Source organism: Synechocystis sp. LEGE 06083 (assembly GCF_015207725.1).
In the GTDB taxonomy this organism is placed as follows: Bacteria; Cyanobacteriota; Cyanobacteriia; order Cyanobacteriales; family Microcystaceae; genus Synechocystis; species Synechocystis salina.
The window spans coordinates 1-12,685 of the sequence record NZ_JADEWJ010000096.1 but is presented as its reverse complement, the minus strand read 5'-3'; the positions used below and the strand labels follow the sequence as shown (position 1 = coordinate 12,685).

General features: G+C 49.1%; 11 protein-coding genes and 1 pseudogene. 8 read left to right on the top strand and 4 right to left on the bottom strand.

Annotated elements, in window-relative coordinates; translation table 11 throughout:
* A partial coding sequence (locus IQ219_RS09250) for a DUF4336 domain-containing protein (RefSeq protein WP_194072408.1) occupies positions 1-515 on the bottom strand: 515 nt, incomplete at its 3' end.
* Positions 516-539: 24 nt separating this feature from the next.
* On the bottom strand, positions 540-878 hold the full coding sequence (gene psb28, locus IQ219_RS09245) for a photosystem II reaction center protein Psb28 (RefSeq protein WP_010871246.1): 339 nt from the start codon (positions 876-878) through the stop codon (positions 540-542).
* 80 nt (positions 879-958) lie between these two features.
* Here psb28 and IQ219_RS09240 point away from each other — a divergent pair, with 80 nt between their 5' ends.
* Positions 959-2,548: an ATP-dependent DNA helicase gene (locus IQ219_RS09240; RefSeq protein WP_228016854.1), complete on the top strand. Its 1,590-nt coding sequence runs from the start codon at positions 959-961 to the stop codon at positions 2,546-2,548.
* 35 nt (positions 2,549-2,583) lie between these two features.
* Here IQ219_RS09240 and IQ219_RS09235 read toward each other — a convergent pair whose 3' ends face one another.
* Positions 2,584-3,288, bottom strand: a complete 705-nt coding sequence (locus IQ219_RS09235) for a response regulator transcription factor (protein WP_194072406.1) — start codon at positions 3,286-3,288, stop codon at positions 2,584-2,586.
* Positions 3,289-3,526: 238 nt separating this feature from the next.
* On the opposite strand from IQ219_RS09235, the pseudogene IQ219_RS09230 reads away from it, so the two are divergent.
* From IQ219_RS09230 to IQ219_RS09220, 3 genes and pseudogenes are all read left to right on the top strand, one after another.
* A pseudogene (locus IQ219_RS09230) lies at positions 3,527-4,276 on the top strand (phycobilisome rod-core linker polypeptide).
* Between the two features lie 185 nt (positions 4,277-4,461).
* Complete coding sequence (locus IQ219_RS09225; RefSeq protein ID WP_194072405.1) at positions 4,462-4,902, top strand: hypothetical protein; 441 nt, start codon at positions 4,462-4,464, stop codon at positions 4,900-4,902.
* A gap of 27 nt (positions 4,903-4,929) precedes the next feature.
* Positions 4,930-7,191: a PAS domain S-box protein gene (locus IQ219_RS09220; protein ID WP_194072404.1), complete on the top strand. Its 2,262-nt coding sequence runs from the start codon at positions 4,930-4,932 to the stop codon at positions 7,189-7,191.
* A 161-nt stretch (positions 7,192-7,352) separates the two neighbouring features.
* On the opposite strand, the gene IQ219_RS09215 is transcribed toward IQ219_RS09220, so the two are convergent.
* Positions 7,353-7,715 carry a DUF1815 family protein gene (locus IQ219_RS09215; RefSeq protein ID WP_010874211.1) on the bottom strand — a complete coding sequence of 121 codons (363 nt, stop codon included), beginning with the start codon at positions 7,713-7,715 and terminating at the stop codon, positions 7,353-7,355.
* 268 nt (positions 7,716-7,983) lie between these two features.
* Here IQ219_RS09215 and IQ219_RS09210 point away from each other — a divergent pair, with 268 nt between their 5' ends.
* From IQ219_RS09210 to IQ219_RS09195, 4 genes are all read left to right on the top strand, one after another.
* Positions 7,984-8,220 carry a hypothetical protein gene (locus tag IQ219_RS09210; RefSeq protein ID WP_228016850.1) on the top strand — a complete coding sequence of 79 codons (237 nt, stop codon included), beginning with the start codon at positions 7,984-7,986 and terminating at the stop codon, positions 8,218-8,220.
* Positions 8,221-8,341: 121 nt separating this feature from the next.
* Positions 8,342-10,840: a CPBP family glutamic-type intramembrane protease gene (locus tag IQ219_RS09205; protein ID WP_194072403.1), complete on the top strand. Its 2,499-nt coding sequence runs from the start codon at positions 8,342-8,344 to the stop codon at positions 10,838-10,840.
* A gap of 86 nt (positions 10,841-10,926) precedes the next feature.
* Positions 10,927-11,652, top strand: a complete 726-nt coding sequence (pgl, locus tag IQ219_RS09200; protein WP_194072402.1) for a 6-phosphogluconolactonase — start codon at positions 10,927-10,929, stop codon at positions 11,650-11,652.
* Between the two features lie 94 nt (positions 11,653-11,746).
* The coding region (locus IQ219_RS09195; RefSeq protein ID WP_194072401.1) for a biotin/lipoyl-binding protein at positions 11,747-12,685 on the top strand (939 nt) is incomplete at its 3' end.

Sequence of the window (12,685 nt, the reverse complement as noted above, 5' to 3'; positions counted from 1 at the left end):
GCATAATCAAATTCCCCCGCAAAGGGAGTTTCGGCACTATCAGCGGGCAAGATTTTAGTCCGACCGAGCGGAAAGCCCAACCAACTAAGGGGCAAATTAAGGGGAAAACTCCACTGTCCTGGGGCCACATACACCGTTGCTTCTGGACAATGGCGGGCCAGGGAAGGTACATTGGCCTTATGTTCCAACCCAGAAATGGTGGGTAGGATAATATATTTGACTGGGCCATATTTGGCCGTTAGTTGCCCCAACAATTGCAAACATTCTTCCGTGGGAGCAATGGGAGAGTAAACTAGCAATCCCCCCGTATTCAGGCGCACCACCGTCATGCGGATGGGTACTACCACATAAAAAATTCCCTGTACCTGCTCCAACACCCAAATGGTGTCCGGTACCACTTCCCGCAACAAAGTTTGCCTTTGGCTGTAGGGATAAATGGGCACCAGATACCAGTAGGGCCAGGTCTGACTAGGACTAGGTTGGGAAGATCGGGAAAGGGATTGCCGCATCGTCACCGAGGAGGATGAAAAATTGAAAAATTATTCAGATTTGGAAAAACCTAAGCCATTTTCTGCGCCGTAGCGCTCCATAAAGCGCATAAACCGGTCCCATTCCGGTTGGGAATTGAGGATCACCGTAGCTTCGATCGCCGTGGGACGGCCGTTGATAAATTTACCCTTTACTTCCCTGGTGATAATTTCCCCTTCGTCGTCGATTAAATACATGCCGGTAATATCATCGGTGCTTTCTTTCGCTAGAATTGTCGGTTCCAAGAAATAGAATTTTGCCATGCCGGACTGCCCATTCTTCGACTTGCTGAGGCGCACTTCTGGGACAACGGTTTCTGCAACTCCCTTGGAAAATTGAATTTCAGCCATGTTTTTTTACCTTAATGACATTAATTTCGTTAACTTCCCATCATGGCATAGATCCCGGTCGTGGCCGAAAAAACACCCCCATGGGACTACTCGAAACCCAAGTTCACCACCTGCTCAAAGCCCAACAGCGCCAACAAACCATTCCCCCCTGGCCCCATTCCTTGACCATGGGTCGTTTGGTGTCCCGGGCTCTGCGACTACGGCGATCGGCTCTGATCCAAACCGGTTGTTTACCCCCCACCTACGGCCCCAGTTATCTGTTGCCCTGTTTGCTCAGTGATCAGCCCGTTCGTTTGGTCACCACCCCTAAACGGCAGCAGGATTTAGAAACGGTGATTTTGCCAACTTTGCAAACGGCCCTACAAAGCAATGATCCTGATTTGGTCATTACCTGGCCGGAAATTCTTACTCCAGACCAATGGTTGCAGGAAAATTTAGCGTCATTGCCCAATACTGTCCCCGCCCTCACAGCGATCGAGCAGGTGGAACATTTAGAAGATTGGACAAGGGATTTTCTTTCCCATCACCTAGATTGGAATACCCTCCAACCCCTCTTTGCCCAAACTCCCCAGAGTCAAGACCAAGTTCTAACCCATTGGAGCCGCCTCAGTCAGTCCCTCTTCGCTCGTCCCATCAATCCCCATGGTTTTTATCCCCTTGATGGAGAAGAACTCCAAGACCTCAACCAAGCGGTGATGGAACAATTAGCCAATCGCCAGTTTAAAAATGGAGCTAAACAGCAAAAGACGGACAAAATTCAGCAATTCTGGCAGTTTTGGCAAGAACAAACCGATAACCATCTCCTCTGGGCCGAAGTGGACCGACAGCAGGGCAAAATAAGTCTCCACGTCAGTCCGGTCAACGTACAACCCTGGCTGCAACCAATTTGGCAAAGCTCCGATCAAGGTCAGGGAGATTCTGTTGATGGAGGCCAGGAAAGCAATCAAGCCGCCTTTGTGCTCATCGGCAGTTTTTTAGACGCGGAGAAAACCGCCCCCACCTATTGCAAAACCTTAGGTTTGGGAAATTTACTGTGCTTAAAATTTTCGCCCCACCGTCTGCAGGATGCCCTAACCATTTACCTACCCGATCGCCTACCTTTACCCAATACCCCAGCTTTCCAAACCACTTTACTAACGGAAATTGAACGCATTCTGACGGAAATCATCGCCGTGCAACCGGACAGCTTTGTGGTGATTTTGCTCGATGATCTACCTCTCAAAGCTCAACTGGGCAGCCAACTAGCGGCCAAGTTAGGCTCTGGAGTGAAAGTGGAACCCACCCCCAGCTTTGCTCCTGGCATTTTAGTGGCAGGTTGGCAATACTGGTGCGCCCAAAGGGAACAGTTTCCCCCACCGGCCCTGCTGATCCTAGGCACTTTACCCATTCCCTCCCTGGAAAATCCCCTGGTGGCCAAACGAGTACAACACCACAAACGCCACCATCAAGACTGGTTCCGGGACTATTTACTGCCGGTGGCCTTGAAAGACTTACAGCAAGCCGTGTTGCCCCTAAGGGAGTCCGGGGGCTGGTTGGCCATCCTCGATGACCGGGTCAATTCCCGCAGTTACGGCCGGGAAGTACTCAAAGCCCTAGCGCCCTACGGCAAAAGAAACTATTTTGATCCCCAGGATCTACCCCAAGTAACACCGGCTCAGAAAAGGGATTGAACAGATTTTTCCATGGGGGAGCATGGTTTTCCGGGCTAGTTTTTCCCTTGGCACAAAGGCTTTTCCGCCAAATTGGCAAGACGATACCCAATGCCATGGACCGTTTCAATTAGATCTGCTGATAAACCAGCACTTTTTAATTTTTGTCGCAAACTCCGCACATGGACCTTGACCGTATCTTCCTCTGGGGGACTCTCCAAATTCCAAATGCTATCAATAATCATGCTCCGACTCAGAACCCGGCGACCATTGCGGAGTAGCAATTCCAGAATGCTGTATTCCTTGCGGGTCAAGGGCAAAATTTCGCCATCGTAACTAACTTCATAGGTGCTTGGGTCCAGCTTGATCGGTCCCCATTCCAAAATTGGTTGGCAGGTTGCACAACCCCGGCGTAACAAGGCCCGCACCCTGGCGAATAACTCTCCTAAATCCACCGGCTTGATGACATAATCGTCGGCTCCGGCATCTAAACCGGTGATTTTATCGTTGATGGTATCCCTGGCGGTCATCATCAAAATTGGCATTAAATAACTGTGCGATCGCCATTTTTGACAGAGCGTAATCCCATCCAACTCCGGTAGCATCACATCCAAAATAACCAGGTCATATTCCAGTCGGGCAGCATAATCCCAGGCCAGGGAAGCGTCGGAGGCAATGTCAACGGTGTAAAGCTGATCACTCAATGCCTCTGCAAGGGTTTCCGCCAGCGGCAAATCATCCTCCACTAAAAGAATTCTCATGGCCCATTGTGCTTTTCTCTATCAACCTCAGCTTACCTGAAGGGGTGAACGGGTCTGGGTTAATTCATGTTGCGAAATGTAACAGTTTCAAACACATAAGCTAACTTTCCGATTTCTTTACGACTTTCTCCCCCTTTTCTTCTGTTTCACTTTGTTAGGATTGCATTTTTGATACCAACACATACCAGTCATTGGCTGGGCATTGATCAACTTTTAAGCTTAATAACTAACTTTATCTATGACACTGCCTTTAATTGCCTATTCCCCCGTCAGTCAGAATCAACGGGTTGCCAACTACGAAGTCTCTGGAGATGAACACGCCCGCATTTTCACCACGGAGGGCACCCTTTCCCCCTCTGGCATGGATAATCTGATTGCCGCGGCCTATCGTCAGGTGTTCAACGAGCAACAAATGATTCAAAGTAATCGGCAGATTGCCTTGGAATCCCAATTAAAAAATCAGCAAATTACTGTGCGGGATTTTATCCGTGGTTTAGCTCTTTCGGATAGTTTTCGTCGCCGTAATTTTGAAGTAAATAATAATTAGCGTTTTGCACAAATGTGTATTCAACGATTACTGGGTCGAGATGTTTATAGTGAAGAAGAGAAAATTGCTTGGTCAATTGTGATTGCCACCAAGGGGTTACCCGGCTTCATCAATGAACTGCTCAATAGTCAGGAATATTTGGAAAACTTTGGCTACGATACCGTGCCCTATCAACGGCGGCGCATTCTACCCCAACGGATTAGTGGTGAGTTACCCTTTGCCCGCATGCCCCGTTACGGTGCTGATCATCGGGAAAAATTAGAGGCGATCGGCTACTTCCGCAACGAAGCTCCCCTAACTTACCGTTGGGAATGGCAAAAGCAACCCTATCCCGCTGGAGTTTATTTAGCCGGCAAAGTAGTTCTTTATGGTGGGGGAGCATTGGTCAGTTTGGGGTTAATCGCCGTTGCCCTTAGTGCCTGGGGCATTATCGGACTGTAGTTTTTGCGATGTCAAAGCAGAGCTTAGGGCTGAAAAAATTTATACCGGTCCATCCCCCTCCCTGGGGGGACTTAGGCGGTTGAACGGCCAGGGTTTTTTGCTAGAAATATTTCGTGGTTTAACTATTTGTTCTCTGGTTTAATGCTTCGAAACTTTGCAGACTTTGTATTTGAGACCAGACTTTAATGTTGAAACTAGGCGGTAAAAAATCATCTGCCCCATCCCGCAAAAAAGCGAGGGCAAAGATTGGTATCCTAGAAATGGATCGGCAATGGTATCAATCGGTCAAGCGGTTTTTATGCCCAAACTTTGAAATTTCTGCCATCAATTTCCAGGATATTCTATTTAACCGTGTTGACATTGGAGAATATCACTCCATCCTAGTTGGTTGCGGTATTAGATATGAACCAATTGATATTTCAGCCACTTTAGATTTAGTTACCATTATCAAAAACTTGTCTGCTAAACCGCCAGCCCTGCTCCTCATTACGGATTATGCCGATAGTCAGATCACGCTGCAAGCTCGCAGTTATCTGCCTCAAATTGATGGTGTTTTTGCCAAGGATCAGGATTTAGCTTTATTGTTAAAAATCATGAAAATTATTGTTAAACAAAAATTTAATTAAGGTTTTTCCTTTGGGATCCGCTTATCTATGGGCAAATTTCTAATTCCAATCGAATTTGTTTTTCTGGCGATCGCCATTGCCTGTTATTTGTGGTACCGACAAAACCAGCAACGCCGCAAGATTGAAATTAGCCTCAAGCAACAAACTCAACGGGAACGATTTATTAATCAAATCACCCAGCATATCCGCCAATCCTTGAACTTGGAAACGGTTTTAAATACCACCGTCGCTGAAGTTAAAACCCTGTTGCACGTTGATCGAGTTTTAATTTATCGCCTTTGGCAAGATGGTACAGGCAGCGCCATTACCGAATCAGTTAATGCAAATTATCCTAGTATTTTAGGGCGAACTTTCTCCGACGAAGTTTTTCCTGTTGAGTATCATCAAGCCTATACCAAAGGTAAAGTACGGGCCATTAATAACATCGACCAGGATGACGTAGAAGTTTGTCTAGCTGATTTCGTCAAACAGTTTGGTGTGCAATCAAAATTAGTGGTTCCCATTCTTCAACATGATCGTTCTTCTTCCCTAGGCAATGAATCAGAATTTCCCTATCTTTGGGGCCTCCTAATTGCTCACCAATGTGCTTTTATCCGGCCATGGCAACCGTGGGAAGTTGAGTTAATGAAACAATTGGCCAATCAGGTGGCGATCGCCATTCAACAATCGGAATTATATGAGCAATTACAGCAACTCAATAAAGATTTGGAAAACCGAGTCGAAAAACGTACCCAGCAACTTGCCGCCACCAACCAATCCCTGAGGGTAGAAATTTGCGAACGACAAAAAACCGAAGCAGCCCTCCGCCACACCAATCACACCCTGCAATCCCTCATTGTGGCCTCTCCTAGGGGGATTTTTACCCTTAATTTAGCAGACCAAATTCAGATTTGGAATCCTGCGGCGGAACGGATTTTTGGTTGGACAGAAGCAGAAATTATTGCCCATCCAAAATTATTGACATCGCACATTTTAGTGGAAGATTATCAGCAATTTAAACAGGAAGTTTTATTAGGCATTGCTTCCCCTAGCTTAGAATTAAAATGTCAAAAAAAGGATGGTAGCTGGATTGAAATTGTCCTTTCCGCTGCTCCCCTATTAGATAGTGAAGAAAATATTGCAGGGTTAGTGGCGGTTGTGACTGACATTACTGAACAAAAACGACAAGCAGAACAGATTCGTTTGTTACAATCCGTTGTGGTTCACACCAATGATGCGGTGGTGATCACGGAGGCAGAACCCATCGATGATCCTGGTCCGAGAATTCTCTATGTCAATGAAGCATTCACCAAAATTACTGGTTATGCCGCCGAAGAAATGCTAGGCAAAACCCCCCGAGTTTTACAGGGGCCAAAAACCAGTCGCACTGAATTAGATAAGGTAAGACAAGCCGTTAGTCAATGGCAATCCATTACCGTTGAAGTAATTAATTATCGTAAAGATGGCAGTGAATTTTGGGTAGAATTTAGCCTTGTACCAGTTGCCGATAAAACGGGTTTCTATACCCATTGGATTGCTGTGCAAAGGGACGTCACTGAACGACGTCGCACCGAGGAAGTTCGCCTCGCCCTAGAACGGGAAAAGGAATTAAGTCGCTTAAAAACTCGTTTTTTCTCCATGGCTTCCCATGAATTTCGCACTCCCCTCAGTACGGCCTTAGCGGCGGCTCAATTACTGGAGAATTCGGAAGTAGCTTGGCTTGATCCCGATAAGCGTAGCCGCAACTTGCATCGTATCCAAAATTCCGTGAAAAATATGGTCCAGCTTTTGGATGATATTTTAATCATTAACCGGGCGGAAGCAGGCAAATTAGAATTTAATCCCAGTTGGTTAGATTTAAAATCACTGTTCCAGCAATTTATTGAAGAAATTCAATTAAGTGTCAGTGATCAATATTATTTTGACTTTATCTGTGGCGATCAAGATACTAAGGCATTGGTGGATGAAAGATTAATGCGGTCTATCCTATCAAATTTACTATCTAATGCGATCAAGTACTCCCCCGACGGAGGACAGATAAAAATCAGCCTAAGCCTAGATTCAGAAAATATTATTTTTGAAGTGACCGATCAAGGTATTGGTATTTCGCCGGAGGATCAAAAGCAAATTTTTGAACCCTTTCATCGGGGTAAAAATGTCAGGAATATTGCGGGAACAGGACTCGGTTTAATGGTTGCCAAGAAATGTGTCGATCTACACCGTGGCAGTATTTTGCTAGAAAGCTCTGTCGACCAAGGAACGACAGTTACCATCCGTTTGCAACGTTATAACCGTTTGCCCCGAGCTTAATTTTCACAGTTACGGCCGGCAGGGGATCTAACGCCCTACGGCAAAACAATCCATTCCGGTCCCCATGCCTTACGGAGGGCAATCAAAGGCAACTCCCCCGTAACTCAGCAGTGGCCCACAGGGAAAACTTAGCTCATCGGAGGCCATGGCACACCCCAGCCTTAGACTAGTTGTAGCTGGGCGGTTTTCCGTTTTTTACGGCCACCTTTGGGGGCATCGGCCAAGCAATATTTGACCACATTGGCCAACTCTTCCAATTGGGCAATCGCCTCGGCCCCTTCTAATTTCATTAATTCCCGGTCATCCCGCATTTCTGTCCAGGTGATGCCGTAGTCCGATACCAAAAAGCGAATCAGATGATTTTCCCCCAAACTCACCATGAAGGAAGCACTATTGAGTTGGTCGCCACAGGTGTAGCAAGAAGCAATATAGCCTCGATTTTCGAGCACAGTGGCCAGAGCCCTGAGACTCATGACTAAATCCTTCACGAAATCGCGGTGTTGCTGGGCAAGTCGAGTAAACACATTTCCTCCGAAAATAAGCTAGCTTTTAAAATCTTAATACTTTTTTAAGATTTTCACAGAGGCCTTGTCCGGAAAGGCTAATTTAATCCTGGTCTGGGAACCCCGATTTGGAGAGCCATGGCGGTTGTCCATCGGCCGGGCGACTGAAATAATTGATCAATTACAACGTCGGATCTAGAAAGGAAAAGCCGCTCCAGGGGCGGTTTATGGCCGCAGAAGAAAGTCGCCAATCAGCCTGGGCTTTTTGCCAATCCTCCGTGATCTTAGCGTGGTTATCAAAATGGCGATCGCCTGTGTACAACTCTTAACCAAGAATAATCCAGGTGGGGGATTTGCTTTTGGTCTATGGAACCGTGCTGGCATCGGGGAGACCCAGGTTGAAGGATTTGAGAAAATTTTAGAAAAAATTCACAATCTACGGCAAACGACGGAGGAAAAGGCTTTGGAGTTCTGCTTTAGGTCAACATTTCTTGAAAATCAGCTTTTTTCTGGGGTGGAGCCTTGACATTCTCCGTTGGTGATTTATACTTAGGTCAGGTGTGAGGAAATTAGAAAAACATCTGGAGTCGAAACAAGGAAAGACGCCCCAGGTGTTTTTTTATGGCAATTTTTAGGGCGGTCCAAAAATGAAGCAATGGCGCGGGCGGATAGTGTTAGGGGCGATCGCCGCTTTGGTGATAGTTTTCCTGGTCATGCTTTTCCGTCCCCAGGGCCCCTCCGACCGCATCCCAGACTATCAAATCAGCAGTCAGTTGCCCGCTAACCAGGTGGATTATTATCCCCTGCAACAGAATTTAGATGGGGCTTATTATCGGCCCTTGGGTGAATGGTTGGGGCGGTTAATCCTGCCGACGGTGGCAGAAACTAAAGCCACTCCGGGGGATTGGGTCTGGCTGGAACTGTATCAGGCTCCTTCTATCCAACAGGGCCTAGTGGGGCAAAAACTCCGCCTCACTTGGCAGAGCAATGCCGATTTGGAAAAATACTTAAGGCTAGTTACCACCGACGTAAACTTTACCCCCGCCGCCTTAAATAGTGAACGTCGGGGCAATCTCTTACCCGACCGTTTAAATGGGCGATCTCAGGTGGGACCGTTGCAATCCTTAGCTGGGGCTAGGCCGGTGGACGATGTGTTGGTGCGCTTTCCCCGGGCCCAGGTTAATATCCCTGCCGGCAATCGAGCAGAAATTAAACTGCCCACCATGCCGGAAATGGTGACGGGCCGTTATCAAGCCCTGGTGAAAATCATTGGCCCTGATCCGAAAGCAGACCCTAGCACAGTGCCCAAGGATTGTCCTGGTTCCCAGCCCTGTGCCACGGATTTAATGCTGGTCCAACATTACAATGCCATCAGTAAGCAGTTTGATGGCCCCCAGGAAACAATTCGTATTCCCCAACAGCCCCGCCTCAATGGCGATCGGTTTATGTCTACTCCTAGGGATTTGGCCACTGCCGCTGTGGGTCAAGCGGGATGGTATATCTATGGGGCCCAAGGTCAGGATGGCCTGTTCACGGTGCAATCCCTCCAGCCCCGCTCCTTAGTTCAATTGCAACCCGATGAACAAATTTTTCGCCTAGGCCCTGGTCGAGACTATATTAGTCAGCAAAATTGGCACCATACCCCCGCTCGCAAAGGTACAGCCCAAAAGGTTTTACTTGATCCCCGCAGTGATTCCCCCGAAGTGGCCTTGGGCCAATGGCAAGAAGGCGATCGCCTGTTGGGGATGCATTTATTTGGCGGCATTGGGGGGAAATTGGGAGAAAAGACGATGTTGGGCACAGTGACGGGGCATTTTGCCTTTAGCCTGCCTAAGATTGTGCGGGACCCCTTTACCGACGAGTTGCAGTGGGAAATTCCCTACTACCAGGTCTATGCCCATAATCCCCAGGGCATCATTGCCGGTTCCCAAACCTGGGAAAACTATGCGGGCAATTTACAGCGGGGCTGGGTCCAAAGTCGTCCCTTTGCCGATGTGATGGTCAAACTAGACCTGTTACAGGATTACAACTTTGGTGAGGTGGTGCTTTCCCCCCTGGATGAATTGCAAAAACAACTGCAAATTATGATGGCCCGCTACCGCACTGGGGATGGCACTGGTTATGCGGGGGTTAGTCCGGCGGCGTCCTGTGTGCAGGATTCTAACCAAGCCCTGTACCTAGCCATTGTGGGTTTACAGCAAAAAGTGGAGAATAGCCCGGAAATTCTCAGTTGGTTGGACCAGCACCCCAGTTCCCCGGAAAGTCAACGTTTTCAACGGCTGAAACAATTGGGCGATCGCCTGTTGGCCATGCTCAAACCCAGGGGCGTTACCAGGGAAGACTGGCAAAACAATGCCGCCACCCTAGCGGGCTTAGACCCGGACAATCCCACCAATCAATACGATTTCATCCAGGACAATACCCTCGTCAATGCCCTGCTCAGTTGGCAGTCCATGTTGCCCCGGGTTAACCAAGATATCCTCAACCAAATTTTCCTTGAACAGGGTGCCCAACTTTGGTTTATGCGCCCCAACCAAGTGGGGGGATCGATGCCGGAAATTTTGCCCCTGGCCCCCACTAGTATTTTTGGCGATGTGCCGGTGCTGTCGGCCCTAGCCCGCCGGACTTTAGGCGCCATAGTTCTTTTACCCAAGCCCCAGGATTGGCAATTCTTCGGCATCGCTGTTGTGGTCTACGGGGCGATCGCCATTCCCCTGGGGATGAAATTTGGCCTATTGCAATGGCAATGGTGGGAGCAATCCTTGGGGGGCAGTGTGAAATCAATCTTGGCCCTGTTTTTTCTGCCGGCCCTGGGGGAAGAATTGGTTTTTCGGGTCATGTTATTGCCCTATCCCACTGAACTGAATTTATTTTGGCCGACCTTGGGGGCCATGGCCCTGAGTCTGGTGCTGTTTTTGATCTACCATCCCCTCAACGCCCTGCTGTTTTATCCCAGGGGCAGAAATTTGTTTTTTCAGCCCATCTTCCTTACCCTCACTGGTCTATTGGGCATAGTGACCACAGCCCTTTATTGGTATAGCGGCTCCCTCTGGTTAATTACTATTTTCCATTGGTTAGTGGTGACAGTGTGGTTAATGGCCCTGGGGGGTTACGGCAAATTAGCCCATCAAGAAGCCAAAAGATGAAGAAATTAGACAATTCCTTTACCTAAGTGGAAAACGACCCCAATATGGAGGGGAAAAATTAGATTATCCATTGCCCAGAGGTTTCCATGGCTCCCCAAGTGGATGTGTTGATAAATAAACAAATTTTGATTGAGCGGGCCCTAGTTTGTGTCACCACCCGCATCACCAAGGCGATCGCCGAACGGGGCCAAGGCACCATTGCCCTCTCGGGAGGCAGTACCCCCAAACCGCTATACGAAGCCCTGGCCCGCCAAGCCCTGCCCTGGGAAAAAATCCATGTGTTTTGGGGCGATGAACGCTATGTCCCCGCCGACCACCCCGACAGTAATCAACGTATGGCCCGCCTCGCTTGGTTAGACCAGGTGGATATTCCCGAAGCCAACATCCATCCCATGCCCACCGCCGCCGCCGATCCGGAACAGGATGCCCAGGCCTACGAAAATGAGTTGGCCACTTTTTTCCAGGTGGAAGCAGGGCACTTCCCCGCCTTTGACTTGGTGTTACTTGGTTTGGGGGATGACGGCCACACCGCTTCCCTCTTTCCCCACACCCCGGCCCTGACCGTTGGCGATCGCCTGATTACGGTGGGTAACAAGGACGGCCAACCCCGGTTAACCTTCACCATTCCCCTGATTAACCAGGCCCGTTCTGTGGTTTTTCTCGTAGCGGGGGCCAGTAAACAGCAAGCGTTAGGGGAAATCTTTGCCCCGGAAGCCGACCCCCAGCAATATCCAGCCCGGTATATCCAGCCCCAGGGGGAATTGCTCTGGCTCCTAGACCAAGCGGCCGGGGAAAATCTGCGTCCTTCTTGAGCCCCCCAGAACTTTGCCCATATCTCCCATATTCCCCTGTATCGAAATGTTACAATTTAGCTAGTCTTTTCCAGCTATTGGCCCCTTTTGCCTTATGGGTGAATCCACGAGAACCGGACAACTTGCCAGCCCTGACCATAGCCTCCGCTGGATCATTTTGGCCATGGTGGTGGGGGTTTTATTCACCGGGGGAATAATTTTTTACAGTCTCCGCTCCGGGGTAAACCAAGGAGAGGAAAACGCTTCTGGTGCCCTTGCTCCCACGGCCCAGGCTCCAGAAGACCAGCCCGTGGCCGCCCTGGGACGCATTGCCCCCCTAGGGGAAATTATCAAACTTTCCGCTTCTCCCGGTTCCTTTGGGGGAGCCAAAGTATCGAAGGTGTTGGTAAAGGAAGGGGATAAAGTTAAGGAAGGCCAGGTGGTGGCAGTGCTGGATTCCTACGAACAAAAGGCCGCCGCCGTAGTTTCCGCCCAGGAGTCGGTGCGGGTGGCCCAGGCCGATTTGGCCATCATCGAAGCCGGTGCTAAGCGGGGGCAAATTGCTGCCCAGGAATCCCAAGTCCGGAAAGCCCAGGCGGAGTTAGAACAGAATTTTGCTGTTAACCAGGCCGCCCTGGCCAATTTAGTTAAGCAATTGGAAGGGGAAAAAATAGAGCAACAGGCCACCATAGACCGTCTGCAGGCGGAGGTGAACCAAGCGGCCAACGATGACCGGCGTTATCGCAGTTTGGCGGAAAATGGGGCGATCGCCATGGCGGACTGGGAACAGCGGCGCTTGAACTTAGAAACTAGTAACCAGAGGTTGCAGGAAGCTCGGGCTCGGCTAATGAAAACCGAAGCCACCCTGGAGGAACAAATTCGAGAACAACAATCCATCCGGGATAAGGATGCCCAGACCATGTTGCTGGAAAGGGAATCGGCCCGGGCCACCCTCTCCCAAATCGCGGAAATTCGCCAGGTGGATGTGCAAAAAGCCCAGGCAGAATTAAACCTGGCCATGGCTCGCTTTCAGGAAGCCCGAGCCGAATTGGAC